This is a genomic window from Rhizobium sp. PP-F2F-G48 (assembly GCF_004342335.1).
In the GTDB taxonomy this organism is placed as follows: domain Bacteria; phylum Pseudomonadota; class Alphaproteobacteria; order Rhizobiales; family Rhizobiaceae; genus Ferranicluibacter.
The window spans coordinates 74,961-96,005 of the sequence record NZ_SLVH01000008.1; the positions used below are offsets into that span (position 1 = coordinate 74,961).

The following is a 21,045-nucleotide window of genomic DNA, read 5'->3' on the forward strand; positions in this document are numbered from 1 at the left end:
CAGGGACAGCGAACCGGCTTGGTCGCTGCGCAACGATCAGGAATTCTCATAGGGACTCAAGTGCCGGCGAGGACCCTGAAGGATCGAGATCCTGAGCCTCAAGCGGCACCACAAGATTTTCGAACGACGAGATTGCAGCCCAGGGCCTCGATTCCGAGCGGGACGGATTTCCCTTGGGTGAGGTCCAGCATGGCCAGCCCCGCCCGCCGGCCGAGTTCCTTTAGGCCCATGTCGATCGTCGTGAGAGCCGGGCGCGTCTGCGCGGCGACGACGTGCCAGTTGTCGAAGCCGACGACGGCGATATCGCCTGGCACGGAGAGACCGTTGTCGCGCGAGGCGTCGATGACGCCCCGGGCCGTCTCGTCGCTGCCGCAGAAAATCGCCTCCGGCCGCGGACGGTCGCGCGCGAGCATCTGCCGGATCGCCTCGTGCCCCCAATCCTCGCCCCAAGGTCCGTACATCACCTCGCCCTCGCTGCCGAGACAGTCGCGATAAGCCTCGGCGCGCCGACGGACGGCGGCAAAATCTTCGGGGCCGGTGATGTGCAGGATCCGGCGGTGGCCGAGCGACAGGAGGTGCTCGACCGCGAGACGGGCGCCCTGGGCATCGTCGGGAACGAAGGACACGCTGGTACCCGGCCCTTCGGCAAACGCGTAGACCACGGGGACCGGCAGATGCGTGAGATCGACCGGCGGCGGCAGATCGACCCGGGTGGCGGTGAAAATAATCCCGTCCACCTGCTTGTCCAGCAGCGCTTCCAGGTGCAGACGGGCAAGCCGAGGGTCGTTGTTGGTCGCGCAGAGAAAGACCGAAACACCGTGATCGACCAGCGCTTCCGACACGCCGGCCGTCATCGGCAAGGTGAGCCGGCCATAGGTATCGTTGGTGATCATGCCGATCGAATGGCTTCGTCGGCTGAGCAATCCCCGCGCAAGCGCATTCGGCCGAAAACCGATTTCGTCGGCGACGCGTTTCACCCGGTCGCGCGTCTCCGGATTGGTTCGCCCCTGCCCGTTGAGAGCGTTGGACGCCGTCGAGATACTGACGCCGGCCGCCAGCGCCACGTCCCGGATGGTGGCCCTTCGATCCCGTCCCGCCGTCATATGAACATCCCATTCTCGGTTTGATAAAAGGTTTCATCAAGAAATAATGCAAGTGCTAAAACGTTTTAGCAGTTTTATGACCATCCCTTGTGTCCACACTGTCGACACACTTCATAATCTCGATTACCGTCCGTGTCACGTCAATGCCCCGACCTGCCGAAGGGAGAGTTGGCGACACCGAAAAAGGGAACGCTCATGCTGAAGATCAAACTGGCGCTCGCCGCGCTTTCGCTTGTTGCCAGCACCACGCTGGCGAATGCAACCGATGTGTCCTTGTGGGTCCGAACCTCGTCGGGCGCCGTCCTCCAGGGTCTCGCCGACCACTACAACGCCTCCCATCCCGACAAGATCGTCGTGACGCAGATCACGGCCGAGCAGATGGTGCCGAAGCTGGGCGCAGCGATCGCCGGCGGTGCGGCGCCCGATGGTGCTGTTCTCGACCTGATCTACCTGCCGACTTTCGCGGCAGCCGAAGGCCTGGAAGATATCAGCGAATTCGTCAAGAGCCGTCCCTATGCGAGCGCGATGAGCCCGTCCCATATCCGCCTTGCGACCTACGAAGACAAGATCTACGGCGTGCCGGCACTCCCGGATGCCTCCATCATCGCTTACAATACCGCGCTCTTCGAAAAGGCCGGCCTCGATCCGAACAAGGCTCCCGCGTCGCTGGAAGAGATCGCAGAAGATGCCAAGAAGATCACGGCGCTCGGCAACGAAACCTATGGCTTCTACTTCGTCGCCAATTCCGGCAGCTGGCTGATCTACGACTTCCTGCCCCACCTCTGGGCAGCGGGCGCCGATATCCTCAGCGAGGACGGTCGCACGGCGACGGTGGATACCCCGGCGCTGCGCGAGACGATCGCCGCCTATCGCGATATGTGGAAGGCCGGCGCGATCCATCCCACCTCCCGCTCGGGCAATGGCAACAATGCGGTCGAGGCCTTTGCTTCCGGCAAGGTCGGCGTCCTCATGACCGGCTCCTACATCGTCAACCTGCTGACGAGCAAATATCCCGACGTCAAGTTCGCCGTCGCGCCGATCCCCGGCCCCAAGGGCGGCGCCTCCAGCTTTGCCGGCGGCGATACGCTCGCCGTCATGAAGGGTATCGACGAGGAGAAGAAGAAAGTGCTGCTCGACTTCGTCGACTTCTACATGACGCCGGAGCAGCAGGTCTACATCACCAAGGAGTCCGGCATGCCCTCGCGCACCGATGTCGCGGGCGACGCCTATGCCAGCTTCGACACGCGCAATCTGGTCGCCTACGACATCCTTGCGAAGGCGCGCACGCCCTACACCTTCTCCTCGGATGAGCTCTTCGTCAGCCGCACAGGCCCGTTCGTCAACCTGATCCAGGGTGCGATCTTCGGGGACGACGTCGATGGCTCGATCAAGACCGCGCAGGATGCCTTTACCAAGGTTCTCGATCGCACCAATCCGTAAGGGCTTCACGGATCGCCGTCCGGGATCGTCAGGACCAATCAGGTTGTGGTCTTGGCCGCCCTCACCCGTCCCCTCTCCGCATGCGGGGCGAGGGGACGGGCCGCAAAGTCGCTCCGAGTTCCTTCTCCCCACGCGCGAGGAGGAGGGACCGGCAGGTGAATGAGGGCGGATGCGACCAGGAACGAGAACGTCGCGCACGTCGCCCGTCCCGTCGGCGACCCCGTCCATCATCTACGAGGAGCAGCATCTTGGCTTTGACGGCCCAAAGACCGACGCAGGGGGTGACGGCTGCGAGCAACGATCCCGAGCCGAAGGGCTGGCTCGGCCTTGCCTTCATGGCGCCGAGCCTCGTCTTCATTCTCGGGCTTTTCGTCGTGCCCCTGGTCATGGCGCTCTGGATGAGCCTTCACAACTGGCCGCTGCTCGGACGCCGCAAATTCATCGGGCTTGCCAATTATGCGGAACTGCTGGGGGACATGCAGCTCTGGCACTCGCTCGGCTTCACGCTGCTCTATACGGTGCTCGTCACCGCCGCCATCATGGCCGTCGCCTTGCCCCTGGCATTGCTGGTGGACCGGCCGCTCCGGCTCGCCGGGTTCTTTCGCACGGTCTACTTCATGCCGGTCGTCATCGGCTTCGGAGCGGCATCCACGCTCTGGATGTGGCTGCTCAATCCCGACAACGGCGTTTTTGCGCATCTGCTGCGCGGTCTTGGCCTCGTGGACAGCGCGCCGCGGCCGCTCGAAAGCTTCTGGCCGGCACTCGGCGTGATCATCCTCATGGTGGTCTGGAAGACGGCGGGCTTCACCATGGTCATCCTGCTCACCGGCCTTCAGGCCATTCCGGCCGATGTGACGGAAGCCGCCAAGATCGACGGCGCCGGTGTCTTCAGCCGTTTCCGCCGGATCACGCTGCCGCTGATGCGCAATTCGCTGCTTCTGGCGCTGGTGCTGAACGTGACGTCGTCGATGCTCGCCTTCGACCAGTTCTTCATCATCACGCAAGGCGGCCCATCGAACAGCACCGTCTCCGCCGTATTCTCGATCTACCTCGCCTCCTTCTCCTCCTATCGCCTCGGCTACGGATCGGCCATGTCCTTCGTGCTGCTTGTCGTCCTCGTGGCGATCTCCTCAATCCAGCTCGCCTTCCTGCGCCAGCGGCCGGAGGAAAGCTGATGAGCCGCACCCTCCCCACATCCGCACCCTTGCCGGCGCGCGAGAAGCTCGGCTTCGCCGCCTTTCTCCTCGTCTCCGTTGTCTTCGCGCTGTTCTTCCTGCTGCCGATCGTCTGGTCGTTTGCCAACTCCTTCAAGCCCGCCGCCGAGGCGCTGGCCCATCCGGTCGCGCTGTTCTCCAAAGCCTTCTCGCTGGAGAACTACCGACGGCTCGATACGGTGGGTGCCGGTTGGACCGTCTATGCCGGAAACTCGGTCATGATCGCGTTGGGAACGGTCGTCCTGACGGTGCTTGTCGCCGTTCCCGCCGGCTATGGGTTCTCGAAATTCCGCTTTCCCGGGCAATCCGCCCTGTTCATCGTCGTCATGGCCACGATGATGATCCCGTTCCAGTCGATCCTGACGCCGCTGTTTCTCATCCTCAAGGTACTGAAACTGCAGAACAATCTCTTTGGGCTCGTGCTGATCTACGTGACCTTCCAGCTGCCCTTTTCGATCTTCATGATGCGCAATGCCTTCGATGCCGTTCCCCGGGCGTTGATCGAGGCGGCGCGGATCGACGGGGCATCGCAATGGACGATCCTCAGGCGGATCATGCTGCCAATCGCCCTGCCGGGCGTCGCGACGGTCGCCATGTTCGCCTTCCTCAATTCCTGGAACGAGTTTCTGGCCGCGCTTATCTTCCTGTCCGACCAGAACAAGTTCACGCTGCCGATCATGCTGGTCAACGTCTCCTCCGGCATCTACGGCATCATCGACTGGGGCGCGCTGCAGGCCGGCGTCACCGTCACCATGGTTCCCTGCATCATCCTCTTCCTTCTCCTGCAACGCTATTACGTGCGCGGCCTCACCGCCGGCGCCGTGAAATGAGCATCGTGCATTCCGAAAAGGCTTCTTCCATGTCGTCCATGCCCGCCCCCGCGCACGTCCAGCCGACCCCGCCCCGCCGCTTCATGCCCGCCGATCACGCCGCCGTCGACTTTACCGGCGGGTTCTGGGAGAGCTGGTCGAAGACCATGCGAGAGGTGACCATTCCCACCCAGCACATGCGGCTCAAGGAGGAAGGCTTTCTCGAGGTCCTCGACTTCGACAAGCCGCCGTCGCCGCTGGTGCGCCGCATCCAGCCGAGCGGACTGTCGATGCAGCATTTCTTCGACAGCGATTTCGGCAAATGGATCGAGGCGGCGAGCTATACGCTGAAAAAGCATCCGAATGCCGATATCGAGGCGAAGATCGACGCCATCGTCGGGAAGCTCGAACAGGGGCAGATGGCGGATGGCTACCTCAACAGCTGGTTCATCCGCCGCGAGCCGGAGAAACGCTGGACGAACCTGCGGGATCTGCACGAGATGTACTCGATGGGGCACCTGCTCGAGGGAGCCGTGGCCTATTTCGAGGCGACCGGCAAGCGCCGCTTCCTCGACGTGATGATCCGCGCCGTCGATCACATCATCGACACCTTCGGCCCGGAGCCCGGCAAGCTGCGCGGCTATGATGCCCACGAGGAGATCGAGCTGGCGCTGGTGAAGCTCTATCGCGTGACGCGCGAGCCGCGACATCTGGCGCTTGCGACCTACTTCGTGAACGAGCGCGGCCGGATGCCCTCCTATTACGATGAAGAGGCCCGCCGCCGCGGCGAGAACCCTGAGGACTACGTCTATCAGACCTATGCCTACAGCCAGGCGCACATGCCGGTGCGCGAACAGAAAGAGGTCGTCGGCCACGCGGTGCGCGCCATGTATCTTTTCTCCGCCATGGTCGATCTGGCACATGAGAACGACGATCCGACCCTGAAGGCCGCCTGCGAGCGCCTGTTCGACAACCTGACAGGCCGCCAGCTCTACGTGACGGGCGGACTCGGGCCTTCCGCTTCCAACGAGGGTTTCACGCGGGAATACGACCTGCCCAACGAGACGGCCTATGCCGAGACCTGCGCTGCCGTCGCGCTCGGTTTCTGGAGCCATCGCATGGCGCAGCTCGATCTCGACGCGAAGTATACGGACAGACTGGAAACCGTGCTCTTCAATGGCGCGCTCTCCGGGATCGCCCGCGACGGCGAGCATTATTTTTACGAGAACGTGCTCGAAAGCCACGGCCAGAACCGCCGCTGGAGATGGCATTACTGCCCCTGCTGCCCGACCAACATCGCCCGACTGATCACCTCGCTCGGCCAGTACGTCTATTCCGCGACGGATGCGGATCTGGCCGTGCATCTCTACGGCGCAAACACGGCGGAGATCGTGCTTGGGCAGACGGTCGTCCGGCTCGTTCAGGAGACGCGCTATCCCTGGGATGGCGACATCGGCATCGTGCTCGGGCTCGATGCACCCGCGTCCTTCACGCTGCACCTGCGCATCCCCGGCTGGAGCCGCACAGGCCGCGTGACGGTCAATGGCGAGGCGATCGATGTGAAGGCCGCAACAACCAAGGGCTATGCAGCGATCAAGCGCGACTGGGCGGATGGCGACGACGTCCGGTTGTCCCTCGACATGCCGGTCGATCGGCTCTACGCGCATCCCGCGGTCGGCGAGGATGCCGGCCGGGTGGCGCTGCGGCGCGGCCCGTTGGTCTATTGCGTCGAGGAAACCGACATCGGCACGGAACCGCAACGGCTGCGGCTGCCGGCGAATGCCACGCTCGACGTTGCTTACGATGCGGACCTGCTGGGCGGGGCCGCCGTGCTGACCGGCGAGGCGCTGGAGGCCGATGCGGACGATTGGGACGGGCTTTACCGCACGACCCCGCCGGCGCTCAAGCCCCGCGCCTTCAAGGCGATCCCCTATCATCTCTGGGCAAACCGAGACCCTGGCGCCATGCTCGTCTGGCTGAACGAGAAGTAGGAGACAGAAGATGGCCCGGCTCGAGCTGCGAAACGTCGTCAAATCCTATGGCATCTACGAGGCCGTGCGCGGCATCGATCTGGAGATCGAGGACAAGGAGTTCGTCGTATTCGTCGGGCCGTCCGGCTGCGGCAAATCGACGACGCTGCGGATGATCGCCGGGCTTGAACATATCACCGGCGGTGATATCGTCATCGGCGACCGGGTGGTCAACCGCCTCGGGCCGGGCCAGCGCGATATCGCCATGGTGTTCCAGAACTATGCGCTCTACCCGCACATGTCCGTGCGCGAAAACATCGCCTTCTGCCTCGAACAGCAACGCCTGCCGAAAAGCGAGATCGACACGCGCATCCTGGAAGCCGCGCGCACGCTGCACATCGAGGAGCTTCTCGACCGGCGCCCCGGCCAGCTCTCCGGCGGGCAGCGCCAGCGTGTTGCCATGGGCCGGGCGATCGTTCGCAATCCCAAGGTGTTCCTGTTCGACGAGCCGCTCTCGAACCTCGATGCCAAGCTGCGCGTGCAGATGCGCACCGAAATCAAGCGCCTCCACCAGATCCTGCCGACCACCACCGTCTACGTCACCCACGACCAGATCGAGGCGATGACCATGGCCGACCGCGTCGTCGTCATGAATGGCGGGCTGATCGAGCAATGCGGCCCGCCGCAACATCTCTACCACCATCCCGCCACCCGCTTCGTCGCCGGTTTCATCGGCTCGCCGGCAATGAACTTTCTCGAGGCGAGACTTGTCGAGGTGGCCGGTCAACTCGCGGTGCGCCTTGAGGACGGCACGGTTCTACCGGTGCCCCGGGAACGCGCCGCCCTCTACGCCCCCTTCATCGACCGCGCGGTCACCTTCGGAATCCGACCCGAAGCTCTGAGCGCCCAACAGCAGCGTCCGGGCTATGCGCCGTTTACCGCGCACATCGACCTGGTGGAACCGCTCGGCCCCTCGACCATGATCTATTTCGACATCGGCACCACGACCCTCTGCGCCAGCATCGACCCTGAAGCCGGCGCGAGGGCGGGCGAGGCGATCGGTCTGTCCGTGAACATGAACCAGATGCACCTGTTCGACGCAGAGACAGGCGTGTCCCTCACCCCGGCACCATCCTCAATAACGTTCGGATCCTGAGCATAGAGTTTGGCCAAGCAGCGAGCTTACAAGAGCCGATGGGGCAGACTTCACGGCTCAACGAAAAAAAGTTGCTGCCAAAAGCAATGTCTTCAATTCCAGCGCTGGCGCCTGCATTTGGATCGTGGATGCATGGATCGCGAGCTCGATGCTTCCCAGAGCCGGCCTCTGAGGGACGTGCTCGGGCCGAACCTTCCGGTTGCGACCTATGTCGTTATTCATGAGATCGACGCCGATGCTTGGGGCTATGACGGTCGAACGCAACAAGCGCGCCGACTTTTCTCCGACCCTACAAGGGCGGCAGGCGTCGTTTGACCGACGTTCCCTTGATGACGGCCGTGCTGGTGACGGCGTGTTCCGAAAGCGCTTCGAGAACATCGTCCATCTGCTCGATGGTATGGACGACGAGGCGAGCCAGGAAAGGATCGTCGCCGGTGATCTTGTCGCATTCGACAAACTCCTGCCGCTCCTGGATGAGCCTTTCGACAAGGTGAAGCTTTCCAGGTAACGGCCGGATCCGCACCATCGCCCGGATCTGGTAGCCCATGGCGCGCGTGTCCACATCGATGGTAAAGCCCCGGATGACGCCGGCGGCCTCAAGCCGGCGAACGCGCTCCGACACGCTCGGCGCGGACATGCCGACAAGACGGGCAAGCTCGCTGATCGACTGGCGCGCATCGGAATCGAGCGCGACGACAATCCGTGCGTCCGTCGCGTCCAGCGTCGATTTTCCGGTTTGAAGATTTTGAGGAGCTTTTGCCTTTGACATGACAGGCAAACTATGAGAACGGCTCGCGCAACTCCATATAAATCGTTCAGAACACTTCGCATGATGGCTCCGACAGGAGACCATCATGCTTCTTGGGATTTTTGCCGGCCTTACCACCTGCGCGCTCTGGGGACTGACCTTCGTTGCCCCGCGCGCCGTCGCGCCGTTCTCGGCATGGGATCTGACGATCCCCCGCTATGGCGTGTTCGGCCTGGCGTGCCTGTTGCTGATGGCCGATCGACGGTTCCGACCAACCGGCATTGCACCCGCGAGGCTTCTCATCGGCCTGTTTCTGGGCGGCGCTGGCTATGTCGGATACTTCATCAGCGCCGCCTTTGCCGTCCAGTTGGCCGGCGCGGCCATTCCGCCCGTCATCATCGGCACCATGCCGGTCTTCCTGGCGATCATCGCCAATGTGAGGGACCGATCGGTGTCCTGGATGGCTCTCACGCTGCCCCTGGCCCTGATTGCGGGTGGCGTGGGTATCGTGAACGTCGCAACGGTTCGCGCGGCGGATGCTGCGGACGCGGCGTCGATTATGCTCGGCGTTCTCGCAAGTCTGGCAGCCCTGACGATCTGGATCGCCTACGGCTTGGCCAATGCGGCTGTCATGCGGTCAGCGGACGCGCCGGATGGCCTGCAATGGACGGGTCTTCAAGGCATCGGCGCGGCGATTGGAAGTCTGCTCCTTTTGCCATTGGCGTCGTTCGATCTCGCGGAGGCGGCATCCGCGTCGCAGATCACGCGCTTTATCGTCTGGGCCGTGGTGATGGGGCTCGCTGGCTCGTGGTTTGCGACCTGGTGCTGGGTGGTCGCCTCCCGTCGCCTGCCGCTGGCGCTCGCGGCCCAGCTGATCGTCGCGGAAACCGTGTTCGGCCTCATCTATGGCTTTCTCTTCGAGGGCCGGTTGCCCTCTCCGGCCGAGGCCATCGGGGCGACGATGCAAATCGCCGGTGTCTTCTTCGGCATCGCGGCTTTCATCAAACCACGGGCTTCGTAGCCTTCGGAGAGAGAACTTCCACGAAATTTCCTTGCGAAATTTTTTTCTTTTCGCTTGTAAAAATCTTGTCCGATGTGAATTTGACGTCGAAGGTGGGCGCGGCCGGAAGGGTCGCAGGCAGGAAGCGGGCATGGCGAAGAAGAGCTACAAGTCGATGGACGAATTCGCCCAGGCCTGCGGTGTTTCGCGCCCGACGCTGTCGAAATATTTCCACGATCCGTCGAACGTCAAGGAGGTCACGCGCAAGCGGATCGAGGCGGCGCTGAAGAAGTCGAATTTCGAGCCCAATCTCTTTGCCCGGCATCTCAACCGCAAGCGCACGCGCAATATCGGCGTTCTCGTTCCCACCATCTCCGACCCTTTCTACGTGCAGGTCGTCACCCTGATCGAGCTGGAGCTGCGCGCACGCGGATACTGGCCGATCCAGATCTCCTCGCACACCCGGCCCGATCTGGAGGAGGAGGCGATCCGAACGTTGCTGGCGCTGAAGGTGGCGGGGGCCATCGTCGCGCCGCTCGGCGCCGGCTCGCAGGCCTCGACGCTCCAGCGGCTGACGGATACGATCCCCGTCGTCTGCTTCGACAGTCCGGCGAGCTTCGACCTGCCCTATGTCGGCAACGACAATGCGCAGAGCGTGGCGGCCATGGTGCAGTATCTCTGTCGCTCGGGCGAGCCGCCGGTCTTTCTGGAAATTCCGCAGGTCAACGAGAACTCCGGCGAGCGGCAGGAGAGCTACCGGGCGACGATGCTGAAGGAGGGACACGAGCCCCTGGTGATCGACTGCGAAACGCCGGCCTCCTGGGAGTTCGAGCGGCTGGGCTTCGAGCAGATGCAGACCATCCTGAAGCGGGACGGCCTGCCCGGCCGGACGCTCTTCTGCGCCAATGACCGCTTCGCCTTCGGGGCGATGGCGGCGGCCTTCGCGGCCGGGCTGAAGATCGGGCGGGGCGAGGGCTGCGACGTGCGGATCGCCGGCCATGACGACCATCCGCTGAGCCGCTACACCTGCCCGCCCTTGACGACCATGGCGCAGGATGCCGCCGCCATCGCCGCGACGAGCGTCGAGATCCTGCTGCGCCGGATCGACGATCTCGACGAGGGACGCCCGATGCAGGACGACAAGGTCATTCTGGAAGCGACGCTGGTCATGCGGGAGTCCGCGTGAGGCCTATGGTTGTCCGGCCTATCGTCTTGCCCGGCCGATTTTCGCATCGAACGCGGTCCAGGCTTCGGCCGCGGCCGCCAAAGCGTCCCGGGCTTCCGGGATGAGGCCGCCCATGGAGACGAAGCCGTGGATCTGGCCCGGCCAGGTCCGGACGATCGCCTCCGCCTCCGTTTGCAGGCGCTCGGCATAGGCTGCACCCTCGTCGTAGAGAACGTCGTGACCGGCCAACGCGACGAAGGCCGGAGCGACGTCCTCAAGCGAGGAGACGAGCAGCGGCGACAGGCGCCAGTCCGTCCCGTCGTCCCCCCGCGGCAGGTAATGCGCGCGGAACCAGGCCATGCCGGCGGCGGTCAGCCCGAAATCCCGGGCGTAAGCGGCATAGCTGGCGGAGGTCTGCCGCTGGTCCGTCACGGGGTAGATCAGGATCTGTGCCGTCACCGGCGGCAGCGCGCCGTCCCGCGCCATCAATGCGAGAACCGCCGCGAGATTTCCGCCGGCACTGTCGCCGCCGACCGCAATGCGGGCAGGATCGATGCCATAGCGATCGGCGTGCGTCGCCATGTCGGCGAGAAGCGCGGCGCAATCCTCGACCGCTGCGGGATAGGGATGGTCGGGTGCGAGCCGGTAATCGGGCGAGACCACAACGGCGCCCGCCAGATTGGCGAGGATGCGGCAGATATCCTCATGGCTCTCCGGCGCGCCGACGACCCAGCCGCCGCCATGCAGATAGAGAAGCGCCGGCGCGCCTTCGGCCGGTGCGCCCTGCCCGCGCCAGAGGCGCAGGCGCAGCGGCCCGAGAAAGCGCTCCTCCGTCGCCGCGACCTCTTCGAGCGGCCTTTGCAGCGCGGCGAAGCCTTCGAGAAAGCCCGTGCGGGCCTCCTCCGGCGAGAGCGTCTCGATCGGCGGCGCATTTTCCCGCGCCATCAGGTCGAGAACGCGCCGTGCGGAGAGATCGAGCCCGGTCATGCGAGCAGGCTCCGGGCTTCGTCTTCCCGCAGTTCGGCCGGCTGGTCCAGCGCGCCCTCGATCGCCTGCGCGTTCCCGGTTTCCGCCGCCCGCAGGATACCCTCCATGATCTCCAGCACATGCAGCGCGAGCGCGCCGGAGGCGCGCGGTGCCCGTTTCTCGCCGATGGCGCGGGCGAGGTCGGCAAGGCCGAGCATGCGGTAGTTCGCCCTGTCCGGCGCATCGACGGGCCAGTTGACGGCGCCGTAGGGGAGCGTTGCCGTATCCGTCTCCTTCCAGTCGGCGCCGCGCTCGGACACGGCCACCGTGCCGCCGAACGTATCGGGGTCCGGCAGCCGGAGCGACCCCTCCGTGCCGTGCAGTTCGATCGGATGGTTGGAATGGCGGAAGACATCCCAGGACGCCCCGAAGGTGATCGTCGCGCCATTCTCAAATTCGAGCAGCGACAGAACGCTGGTCGGTGTCCCCACGGAAAAGCGCGTGCCCTGCTTCGGGCCTTCGGCGGTGATCAGCCGGTCCTTCTGGCCGCTGGTCGCCACGGCCTGCACGCGGCGGACGGGGCCGATCAGGTTGACCAGCATCGTCAGGTAGTAGGGCCCCATGTCCATGACCGGGCCGGCGCCGGGCTGGTAGTAGAAGCCGGGGTCGGGATGCCAGTGCTCCATCCCGCGTCCCATCATGAAGGCGGTGCCCGTGACCGGCTTGCCGATCGCGCCGGCCTCCATCAGGCGCCGCGCATGCCGCCCGGCGGCGCCCAGAAACGTATCGGGCGCCGAACCGATCAGAAGCCCGCGCGCGGCCGCTTCCCGCACCAGCCGGCGTCCGAGCTCCGCCGTCACCGCCAGCGGCTTCTCCGTGAAGACGTGCTTCTGCGCCTCCAGAGCCTGCATCGAAATGTCGAAATGGACTGCGGGAATGGTGAGGTTGAGCACGAGGTCGATATCGGCCGCCGCCATCAGGGCATCGACGCCGCTCGCGCGCAGGCCGAACTGCGCGGCGCGCTGGTCGGCCGCCTGCGGATTGACGTCGGCGCAGGCGACGATCTCCACGTCGCGAAACAGCGGTGCGTTGCGCAGATAGGCCATCGAGATATTGCCGCATCCCACGATGCCGATCCGGAGGGGTTGGCGTGCTGTGTTCGTCATGTGCTGAACCTGATCGTTGAGCCGCGTGGTCGCAAACACGCAGACAAAATATGTTGACGTGCGATAAGAATTTATCTTACGTACAACCAACCAGGCTGGGAGGCAACGGTGACATCCATCAAAATCACGACGGCTTCCGGTCGTCCCGGCGGCATCGATGCCTGCGGATCCAATGCCTCCGCCGCTTGCCGCATCTCCCGCCTTTTGGCCTGACGAACCGCCGGAGACGGCCGCGCGGCTCGCCCGGAAACCATGACAGGAACCGACGGATGACGAAAACAGAACGGAAGTTCGGCTGCCAGACCTACACATGGGAGATGCTCGGGTCCGGTTGGAACGGCGGCCCGGACGCGCTGATCGCGGCGGTCGCGGAGGGCGGCTACACCGGCATCGAGATCACCAACACCATGATCGGCGATTACGCGGCGCGCCCGGACGACTTCGCACGGGCGCTGGACGGCACCGGTCTGACGCTCGTCTCCTTCGCGTTCGGCTCTGACAGCGGCTTCACCCTGCCCGGCCGGATCGGGGAGGATCTGGATGCCGTCAGGCGCTGGGTGGATTTCGTCGCCCGGTTTCCCGGCGCGCTGGTCTCCCTCGGCTCCGCCACATCCGTGTCGGACGGACCCCGGGACGACGGGTTCGGGGTCGCAGCCGAGATCTACAACAGGGCGAGCGATATCGGGCGCGCGGCTGGCGTGGTCGTTGCCGTCCACCCCTCCTCGCACCACCGGACGCTGCTTTCCACCCGCAGCGATTACGACGAGATCTTCTCGCGTCTCCACCCTGAGGTCGGCTGGGTGCCCGATACCGGGCACATCCTGCGGGGCGGCCAGACGATGGCCGACACACTCGCCGCGCATCACGATCGCATCCGCTACGTCCATCTGAAGGATGTGGATGCCGCCGGCGACTGGGCGATGCTGGGGGCGGGCGTCTGCGATATTGCCGAGGTCATCGCCATCGTCGCGAAGGCCCCGAATTTCAACGGTTGGATCGTGGTCGAGGAGGAATCCGACGCGGCGGGCAAGGACCCGGCAGCCGCCGTGCGCGCCAACCGCGAGACGCTCTCCCGCATGGGTTTCGACGATGCCCGCACGGGAGCAGGGTCGTGATCCGCAAACAGGAAAGACGGCTCCGGGTGGGCGTGCTCGGATGCGGACCCATCGCGCAGTTCGCGCATCTGGAATCCTGCGTGAAGGCCGGCAATGCCGATCTCTATGCCATCTGCGATGCGGCGCCGGACCTTCTGGCGCGCATGGCGGCGACCTACGAGCCGCAGCGCAGCTATGCCGATTACGACGAAATGCTCGCCGATCCGGAGCTGGAGGCCGTCATCGTCGCGACGTCGGACGCCTATCACGTGCCGATGTCGATCAAGGCGCTCGACGCGGGCAAGCATGTGCTCTGCGAGAAACCGATCGGCGTCTCGATCGAGGAAGGCGAGGCGCTGGCCCGCGCGGTGGAGGACTCCGGCAAGATCCTCCAGGTCGGGCACATGAAACGCTTCGATCCGGCGCTGGAGGCGGCACGGGATTTCGTGCGCGACGACATGGGCGAGATCCTGGCGCTCAAAGCCTGGTACTGCGACAGCACGCATCGCTACACCAACACGGACGCCGTGCAGCCGCTGCCGGTGTCGAGCAAGCTGGCGAAGCGGCCGGGCGGCAATCCCAAGGCCGATCTCCGGCAATATTTCATGCTGGCGCACGGGTCGCATCTCGTCGACACCGCCCGCTTCTTCTGCGGCGATATCGTCGCCGTCCGCGCGCGTCTTGCCACGCGCTTCGGCGCCTATTGCTGGTTCGTGGAAACCGAATTCGCCAATGGCGCCCTCGGCCATCTCGACCTCACCGTCGCGGTGCGGATGGACTGGCACGAGGGTTTTCAGCTCTATGGCGAGAACGGCTCGGTGATCGCGAAGACGTTCAATCCCTGGTATTTTCGCGCCTCCGAGGTCGATATCTTCCACGAGAAAGATGCGACGTCGCGGCGTCCGCTCGGAGCCGACGGCCACTTCTTCCGCCGCCAGGTCGAAGGGCTTGCGGACACGGTCCTCACCGGTGCGCCGATGCGCGGTGCGGACGTCCGCGACGGCCTCGCCTCCATCCGCGCCATGGTCGCCATCGCCCGCTCGGTGGAGACCGGCGAACGCGTCGAGCTGGCCTCCGTCACGGGAGCGGTCTGATGCAGCTCGGCATCTTCGCCAAGACCTTTGCCGGGACCGACCCCATGCAGGTGCTGCAGGCGGCGCGCGCAGCCGGCTACGCGACGGTGCAGTTCAACCTCGCCTGCACAGGCCTGCCCTCCCTGCCGGACGAGATCGCCGACATCGCAGCCCTGGTCGACCGCATCGATGCGGCGCGTGTCGCATCCGGCGTCGGTATCGCGGCGCTGTCCGGCACCTACAACATGGCGCATCCCGACGCCGCGGTTCGCGCCCGCGGACGGCAGGCGCTCGGCCACGTCATCGATATCGCGGGCGCGCTGAAGATCCCGCTCGTCACACTTTGCACCGGCTCCCGCCACCCCGGCGATCAGTGGGCGCACCACCCCGACAATGCGAAGCCCGAAGCCTGGGCCGACATGGTCGCGGACATGGCGGCCGCCCTTCAGCGTGCGGAGGCTGCGGGGATCACGCTCGGGATCGAGCCGGAACAGGCGAATGTCGTCGCGTCGGCCGACGATGCCCGCCGGTTGATCGGGGAGATGGCCTCCGACCGGCTGCGGATCGTGCTCGATCCCGCAAACCTGTTCGAGAAGGCGGATGCCGGGCGCGCCCGCGCGATCGTCGCGCGCGCCGTGGAGATCGCGGCGGGGTTGACCGTCATGGCGCATGCCAAGGACCGGCAGGCCGACGGCCGCTTTGCCGCACCCGGACGCGGCGTCGTGGATTTCGCCGATTTCATCGCCCGGCTGCGCGCCGCCGGATTCGACGGCGCCGTCGTGACGCATGGCCTGGAGCCGGAAGACGCGCCCGGCGTTGCCCGGTTCCTGGCCCCGCTCCTCACGGTGCCGGCATGAGGCGGGCGGTTCTCTTCCAGCACGGATTGGGCGGCGACGACGCGCAGGCGGCGGCAAACTGGCCGGAGACGTCGAATGCGCTGCGGGTAACGATCAACAGTCGCGGCCACAAGGAGACACCGCTCGGTCCCGACCGGCCGTTCAGCATCCCGCTGTTTGCAAGGGACGCGCTGGATGCCATGGCGGGGCACGAGAGGTTCATCGCGGGCGGCATATCGATGGGCGCCGCCATCGCCCTCTATCTCGCCTGCCATCATCCCGAGCGCGTGACCGGCCTCATCCTCGTACGCCCGGCCTGGACCTTTACCAGCGCCCCCGACAATATGGCACCCATCGCCGACATCGCGGCCCTGCTGCGGCGCCTGCCGCCCGAGGCCGCGCGCGCGGCATTTGCCGAGGGGGAGATCGGGCAGCGCCTCGCGCGGGATGCGCCCGACAATCTCGCCTCGCTGCTCGGCTATGCCGACCGACCTCAGCCCTTACGCTTTGCCGAGGTGCTCGCCGATATCGCCGCGGGTTCCCCCGGCGTCAGCCGGCAGGCGGTCGAGGCCCTGCGGCTTCCCGCCCTGATCATTGCCAACGCGCACGACGCCATCCATCCGCGCGCCTGCGCCGAAACGCTCGCGGAGGCAATCCCCGGTGCCCGGCTCGTCACCGTGGCGCCAAAGGCGCTCGAACGGGATCGCCACCACCAAGAGGTCAGGGCCGCGATTGCGGACTTTCTCGCCATGCACACCCGGAGCCCATCATGATCGGAAACCACGCCCTTGCCATCTCTGCCCTGCCCCGCAACCGCCTGCTTGCGGAATTCTCGTTGTGGTCGGCCGATCTGGTCAATCTGGAGCGCGACCTCGCCCGCATCGAGGCGGTCGCTGATCTCCATCATATCGATGTCGCGGACGGGCGTTTTGCGCCGGGTTATCTGTTCTTCCCCGATCTCGTCGCCCAGATCTCGCAGCAGACCAAGGTTCCGATCCACGTCCATCTGATGGTGGAGGCCGACAGCGTCGAGGCGCAGGCCGCGCAGTTCGTCGAGGCCGGCGCCAGCCTTCTGAGCGTGCATGCCGAAAACGGCGACGCCGGCCTTCGCGCTCTGGCGGCGGCGCGCGAGGCCGGTGTCGTCGGCGGCGTGGTCCTGCGGCTGGAGACGCCGGTCGAGGCGATCCTGCCCTTCCTGCCGCATGTGGGCATGGTCACGCTGCTCGGCACGCGGATCGGCGTCAAGGGGCAGTCGCTTGCGCCCGAGGCGTGCGGCCGGCTGGGGGAAGCACGGCGTCTTATCGAGGCGGCCGGGCTTTCCCACATCATCCTCGCCGCCGATGGCGGTATCCGAGAGACCACGGTGCCGGCGCTGCGCGCGGCGGGGGCTGAGACCGTCGTCCTCGGATCGCTTGCCTTCGGCGCGCCGGATCTCGCCGCCCGGATCGACTGGCTGCACGGACTTGGCGGCAGGGCGGCATGACCGCCGCCGCAGCCCTTGCCTTCGATCTCGGCGGCACCGATCTGCGGGCTGCAATCGTCACGCGGACAGGCGAGGTGCGGCAGGCGCTGACGGTGCCGACCCGTGCGCGCGCGGGGGTCGATGCAGTGCTCGACCAGATGGCGTCGCTCGCCAAGACATTGATGGCGGAGACGGACGGCACCATCGCGGGCGTCGGGCTCGGCGCGCCGGGGCCGCTCGACCCGTCGGCCGGCATCATGATCGCGCCGCCGACGCTCGCCGGCTGGCACGATGTCGCCGTGGTCGAGCGTCTGTCGGCGCGGCTCGGCCTGCCGGTGTTCCTCGACAATGACGCGAACATGGCGGCGCTCGGCGAATGGCGCCATGGCGCGGCCCGCGGGTTCGAGACCGTGCTGTTCGTCACCGTCTCCACCGGCATCGGCGGCGGCGTCGTCTCCGGCGGACGCATCTTTCACGGTCGTCGCGGCCTTGCGGTCGAGATCGGCCATATGACCCTCTCCGGGTCCGGCCCGCGCTGCCTCTGCGGCAATGTGGGATGTTTCGAGGCGCTGGCATCGGGAACCGCGCTCGGTCATCGCGGTGCCGACGCCGCTTTGCGACCGGGCGGCGAAAAGATCGCTGCGGCCCAATCGGCCATCGGTCGTCCGGGCGCGCGGTCGGTGGTGGAGGCAGCGCGGGTGGACGATCCCGTCGCCCTCGCCCTGATCGCGGAGGAGGCGGAATGGCTCGGCATCGGACTGACCAACCTGCTGCACATCTTCTCGCCGGATATCGTCGTTATCGGCGGCGGCCTTTCGAATGCCTTCGATCTCCTGATCGGCGGCATCCGCAGCGTCGTCGCGACACGCGCAATGTCGGCCTATCGCGACGTCGTCATCGTGCGGGCGGGGCTTGGAACGAATGCCGGGCTGGTGGGAGCCGCCGGCCTGGTCTTTGCGCAGCCGGGCTTCACGATCCGTGCCGACCGCGATCAGACGTAGCGGACCTCGACACCCAGCTTGTCGAGGCGACCGCGGATCGAATAGGGCATGCCGGTATCGGTGATGATCATGTCGACGCGCGACAGCGAAAACGCCTTGGACGAGGCGCCAGTGTCCCATTTGGTCGAGTCCGCAACCAGGATAACGCGCCGCGCCATGCGCACCAGGTTGCGTTTCGTGCGGGCGATATCCTCGGAGACGTCGACGACGTCGAAGGCGTGATCGATCGCATGCGCGCTGACGAAGGCCTGGTGCGCCACCAGTCCGCCCACGGCCTTGTCGGCATCCGACACGATGGTGCTGACCGTGTTGGGAAACACCCGGCCGCCGATCATGTGGACGTCCAGTCCGGGGCGGTACATCAGGTGCTGGGCGATGTTCATGGCGGTCGTGGCGACCACCACATTGTGCACCGGCGGCATCTGCATCGCCAGCTGCAGCAGAGTCGAGCCGCTGTCGAAGACGATGGACTGGTTGTCGAGAATGAGCCGCGCCGCCATCTGGGCTATCCGGCGCTTGGCCTCGAAGTTGCGGTTCATCCGCTCCTCGAAGGCGGCGGCCGGCGAATCCACCGGCAAGGCGATGGCGCCGCCATGCGTCTTGATGAGCTGCTTCTTCCCGTCGAGATTTTCGAGGTCCGAGCGAATGGTGACTTCGGACACGCCGAAGCGCTCCGCAAGCTCCCGGGTTTTCGCCTGCCCCACGCGTTGGAGCTCAAGCATGATCTGGTGTCGTCGTTGTTCTGCAAGCATGGCTGTTCCGGTGGCGGAAGACTTTCGAAAAAACGAAACAGGCATCGCATGTGCGATGCCAAAATAAGCGTGTGCAGCGCAATATAGCGGAGATCTTTCGGAAATATCTATAAGGCAAATGTAAAACGAAAGAAATCGAAATATTGTGTATTTGTTTTCTTTCGAGTTAGCTGAGGCACAGACACGTCATCAACGGAGGAGATCGTTATGGGCCTTGGAACCAAAGTGCGGCTGTCGCGGCTGTTTTCGCACGCATCGGGAAATCTGTTCGGCGGCGCCGTCGATCATTTCGTCGGCTATGGCAATGTGCGCGAAGGCGGGCTTGCGGATCTGCCCGGCGCGCTGGAGCGGGTGATGGCCGGTGGGCCGGACTATATCAGCATCCAGCCGGGTGCCGCCCGGCATCTCTGGTCGGCCTATGCCGGCAAGGCGGCGCTCGTCATCCAGGCCGGCTGCTTCACGCCGGACGACCGCATCCGCCAGCTCATCGCCACGCCGGAAGACGCGGTTCGCTACGGCGCCGACGCTTTGGCCGTCGCCATTCCCGTGCGCGGCGATACAGAGGGCCATTACATCCGCTGGCTGACGGACACGGTCAACGCCGCCGCCCGCTTCGAAATGCCGGTCGTCGCCCACGTCTACCCGCGCGACTATGCCAATGGCGGCAAGATCGTCTTCACGCCGGACGAGATCGCCTATGCCGTCCGCATCGGTTTCGAGACCGGGGTGGACGTGATCAAAGTTGGCTATACAGGCGACTTCGACAGCTTCAAGGAAACGGTCGCCACCTGCCCGGTCCCGATCGTCATCGCGGGCGGACCGAAGACCGATACGCTGCTCGGCGCCCTTCAGCAGACCAGCGAGGCGCTGCGCGCCGGTGCCCGTGGTGCCGTCGTCGGCCGCAATCTCTGGGGTCACGGGGACACGACGAAGGCGGCCCGCGCCTTCAAGCTCGTCATTCACGACGGCATGGCGCCAGAGGAAGCTCTGGCCGCCGCAGGCGCCTGACGCCATGGCGCCGCACCGCCTCGACGTTCTCGGCTTCGGCGCCGTCGCCATCGACGACATCGTCTATGTCGATCGACCGCTGAAGGCCGGTAAAGGCAAGGTCGTGGGGCGCACGCGAGACTTCGGCGGCAATGTCGCAACCGCCCTCGTGGCGGTTGCGCGGCTCGGCGGCCGGGCGGGCTTCATCGGCTGGCTGAGCGGCGCCTCCGACGACGATCCGAGCGCCGGCGAGCTCGAACGGCAGGGCGTGGACGTCTCCCGCGCCCCGCGCCGCCCCGATGCCCGGGCCATCCGCTCGGTCATCACCGTCGGGCCCGACGGAGACCGGTTCATCGCCTATGACGACGATGTGCCGCACGGGACCCGCGACGATCTCAGCGACCAGACGCTGTCGGAGGCGCGGGTCCTGCTCATCGATGGCTATGCGACGCATTCCGAGCGCACCGTCGCGCGGGCGCGGGCACTCGGGCTGTCGGTCGTCGCCGACATCGAATGGTCGATCGGCCCGGCCACCGATCGCCTGATCGCGCTTGCCGATCATCTCGTCCTGCCGCTCGCCTATGCCGAGACGCAGACGGGCGAGACCGCGCCGGCCGCCATTCTCCAGCGTCTGTGGACCGGCGACCGCGCAGCCGTCGTGCTCACCGATGGCGACCGCGGCGCCTTCGTCCGCCAGGCGGGCGATGCGCGCGACTGGCACGTTCCGGCCTATGCGGTGCACGCCGTGGATACGACCGGTGCGGGCGACTGCTTTCACGGCGCCTATGCTCTGGCGCTTTCGCGGGGCGAACCGCCGATCGACTGCGTGCGCTATGCCGCCGCCGCCGCCGCGATCTCGGTGACCGGGAAAGGCGGCCGGATGGCCCTCCCCGATCACGCCGCCTGCAACGCGCTGATGACGGCGACCGACGCGCCGAGACCTCTGGCGATGGCCTGACGCAGGCGCATCGAACGAACCGTTAAACTTGCACGCGTAAAAATATATTTTTTCGTTCGCAATATGGAAGACACGTTCGAAAATGCGTGTCTTATGAAGGGCCTACGGAATCTGCAATCGGAGTGGCCGGCAGTGACGGAGGCTT

Annotated in this window: 20 protein-coding genes; 15 read left to right on the top strand and 5 right to left on the bottom strand. The window is 65.6% G+C overall.

The annotated features are described in order from the left end of the window. Positions 1-98 precede the first annotated feature (98 nt). Positions 99-1,103: a LacI family DNA-binding transcriptional regulator gene (locus C8J36_RS17685; RefSeq protein WP_132536721.1), complete on the bottom strand. Its 1,005-nt coding sequence runs from the start codon at positions 1,101-1,103 to the stop codon at positions 99-101. Positions 1,104-1,298: 195 nt separating this feature from the next. Between C8J36_RS17685 and C8J36_RS17690 the strand changes: the two genes are divergently transcribed. The 5 genes from C8J36_RS17690 to ugpC all read left to right on the top strand — a co-directional run bounded on the left by C8J36_RS17690 (position 1,299) and on the right by ugpC (position 7,692). Next, entirely contained in the window at positions 1,299-2,543 is a 1,245-nt protein-coding gene (locus C8J36_RS17690) for a sugar ABC transporter substrate-binding protein (RefSeq protein ID WP_132536722.1), read from the top strand. Between the two features lie 254 nt (positions 2,544-2,797). After that, positions 2,798-3,718, top strand: a complete 921-nt coding sequence (locus C8J36_RS17695; RefSeq protein ID WP_245506625.1) for a sugar ABC transporter permease — start codon at positions 2,798-2,800, stop codon at positions 3,716-3,718. After that, the gene (locus C8J36_RS17700) at positions 3,718-4,587 is read left to right on the top strand and encodes a carbohydrate ABC transporter permease (protein WP_132536723.1); all 870 of its coding nucleotides are present in this window, start codon (positions 3,718-3,720) and stop codon (positions 4,585-4,587) included. The genes C8J36_RS17695 and C8J36_RS17700 overlap by 1 nt, the downstream gene beginning before the upstream one ends. A 38-nt stretch (positions 4,588-4,625) precedes the next feature. Then, entirely contained in the window at positions 4,626-6,557 is a 1,932-nt protein-coding gene (locus C8J36_RS17705; RefSeq protein ID WP_245506626.1) for a beta-L-arabinofuranosidase domain-containing protein, read from the top strand. Positions 6,558-6,567: 10 nt separating this feature from the next. Beyond that, on the top strand, positions 6,568-7,692 hold the full coding sequence (gene ugpC / locus C8J36_RS17710; protein ID WP_132536724.1) for a sn-glycerol-3-phosphate ABC transporter ATP-binding protein UgpC: 1,125 nt from the start codon (positions 6,568-6,570) through the stop codon (positions 7,690-7,692). A gap of 289 nt (positions 7,693-7,981) precedes the next feature. On the opposite strand, the gene C8J36_RS17720 is transcribed toward ugpC, so the two are convergent. Beyond that, on the bottom strand, positions 7,982-8,461 hold the full coding sequence (locus C8J36_RS17720; RefSeq protein WP_132536726.1) for an Lrp/AsnC family transcriptional regulator: 480 nt from the start codon (positions 8,459-8,461) through the stop codon (positions 7,982-7,984). An 85-nt stretch (positions 8,462-8,546) separates the two neighbouring features. On the opposite strand from C8J36_RS17720, the gene C8J36_RS17725 reads away from it, so the two are divergent. Beyond that, positions 8,547-9,461 carry a DMT family transporter gene (locus C8J36_RS17725; protein WP_132536727.1) on the top strand — a complete coding sequence of 305 codons (915 nt, stop codon included), beginning with the start codon at positions 8,547-8,549 and terminating at the stop codon, positions 9,459-9,461. A gap of 130 nt (positions 9,462-9,591) precedes the next feature. After that, on the top strand, positions 9,592-10,626 hold the full coding sequence (locus C8J36_RS17730) for a LacI family DNA-binding transcriptional regulator (RefSeq protein WP_062593810.1): 1,035 nt from the start codon (positions 9,592-9,594) through the stop codon (positions 10,624-10,626). An 18-nt stretch (positions 10,627-10,644) separates the two neighbouring features. On the opposite strand, the gene C8J36_RS17735 is transcribed toward C8J36_RS17730, so the two are convergent. Together C8J36_RS17735 and C8J36_RS17740 are read right to left on the bottom strand one after the other, a co-directional pair. Beyond that, positions 10,645-11,592: an alpha/beta hydrolase gene (locus tag C8J36_RS17735; protein WP_132536728.1), complete on the bottom strand. Its 948-nt coding sequence runs from the start codon at positions 11,590-11,592 to the stop codon at positions 10,645-10,647. After that, a complete protein-coding gene (locus C8J36_RS17740; protein WP_132536729.1) occupies positions 11,589-12,737 on the bottom strand; it encodes a Gfo/Idh/MocA family oxidoreductase in 1,149 nt (382 codons plus the stop codon). The genes C8J36_RS17735 and C8J36_RS17740 overlap by 4 nt, the downstream gene beginning before the upstream one ends. A 269-nt stretch (positions 12,738-13,006) precedes the next feature. Between C8J36_RS17740 and C8J36_RS17745 the strand changes: the two genes are divergently transcribed. The 6 genes from C8J36_RS17745 to C8J36_RS17770 are packed head-to-tail and all read left to right on the top strand — an operon-like array spanning position 13,007 to position 18,203. Then, positions 13,007-13,852, top strand: a complete 846-nt coding sequence (locus C8J36_RS17745; protein WP_132536730.1) for a sugar phosphate isomerase/epimerase — start codon at positions 13,007-13,009, stop codon at positions 13,850-13,852. Then, positions 13,849-14,925: a Gfo/Idh/MocA family oxidoreductase gene (locus tag C8J36_RS17750; RefSeq protein WP_132536731.1), complete on the top strand. Its 1,077-nt coding sequence runs from the start codon at positions 13,849-13,851 to the stop codon at positions 14,923-14,925. Before C8J36_RS17745 ends, C8J36_RS17750 begins: the two co-directional genes overlap by 4 nt. Further along, complete coding sequence (locus C8J36_RS17755; RefSeq protein ID WP_132536732.1) at positions 14,925-15,761, top strand: sugar phosphate isomerase/epimerase; 837 nt, start codon at positions 14,925-14,927, stop codon at positions 15,759-15,761. Before C8J36_RS17750 ends, C8J36_RS17755 begins: the two co-directional genes overlap by 1 nt. Then, entirely contained in the window at positions 15,758-16,513 is a 756-nt protein-coding gene (locus C8J36_RS17760; RefSeq protein ID WP_132536733.1) for an alpha/beta fold hydrolase, read from the top strand. Before C8J36_RS17755 ends, C8J36_RS17760 begins: the two co-directional genes overlap by 4 nt. Then, the gene (locus tag C8J36_RS17765) at positions 16,510-17,223 is read left to right on the top strand and encodes a ribulose-phosphate 3-epimerase (protein ID WP_132536734.1); all 714 of its coding nucleotides are present in this window, start codon (positions 16,510-16,512) and stop codon (positions 17,221-17,223) included. The genes C8J36_RS17760 and C8J36_RS17765 overlap by 4 nt, the downstream gene beginning before the upstream one ends. Then, positions 17,220-18,203, top strand: coding sequence for an ROK family protein (locus C8J36_RS17770; RefSeq protein WP_132536735.1), 984 nt, complete (start codon positions 17,220-17,222; stop codon positions 18,201-18,203). Before C8J36_RS17765 ends, C8J36_RS17770 begins: the two co-directional genes overlap by 4 nt. Here C8J36_RS17770 and C8J36_RS17775 read toward each other — a convergent pair. After that, entirely contained in the window at positions 18,194-18,955 is a 762-nt protein-coding gene (locus tag C8J36_RS17775; RefSeq protein ID WP_062593824.1) for a DeoR/GlpR family DNA-binding transcription regulator, read from the bottom strand. The two genes, C8J36_RS17770 and C8J36_RS17775, sit on opposite strands and share 10 nt — an antisense overlap. Positions 18,956-19,162: 207 nt before the next feature. Here C8J36_RS17775 and C8J36_RS17780 point away from each other — a divergent pair, with 207 nt between their 5' ends. Together C8J36_RS17780 and C8J36_RS17785 are read left to right on the top strand one after the other, a co-directional pair. After that, positions 19,163-19,963, top strand: coding sequence for a class I fructose-bisphosphate aldolase (locus C8J36_RS17780; protein ID WP_062593826.1), 801 nt, complete (start codon positions 19,163-19,165; stop codon positions 19,961-19,963). A 4-nt stretch (positions 19,964-19,967) separates the two neighbouring features. Beyond that, entirely contained in the window at positions 19,968-20,900 is a 933-nt protein-coding gene (locus C8J36_RS17785; RefSeq protein WP_132536736.1) for a PfkB family carbohydrate kinase, read from the top strand. Positions 20,901-21,045 lie beyond the last annotated feature (145 nt).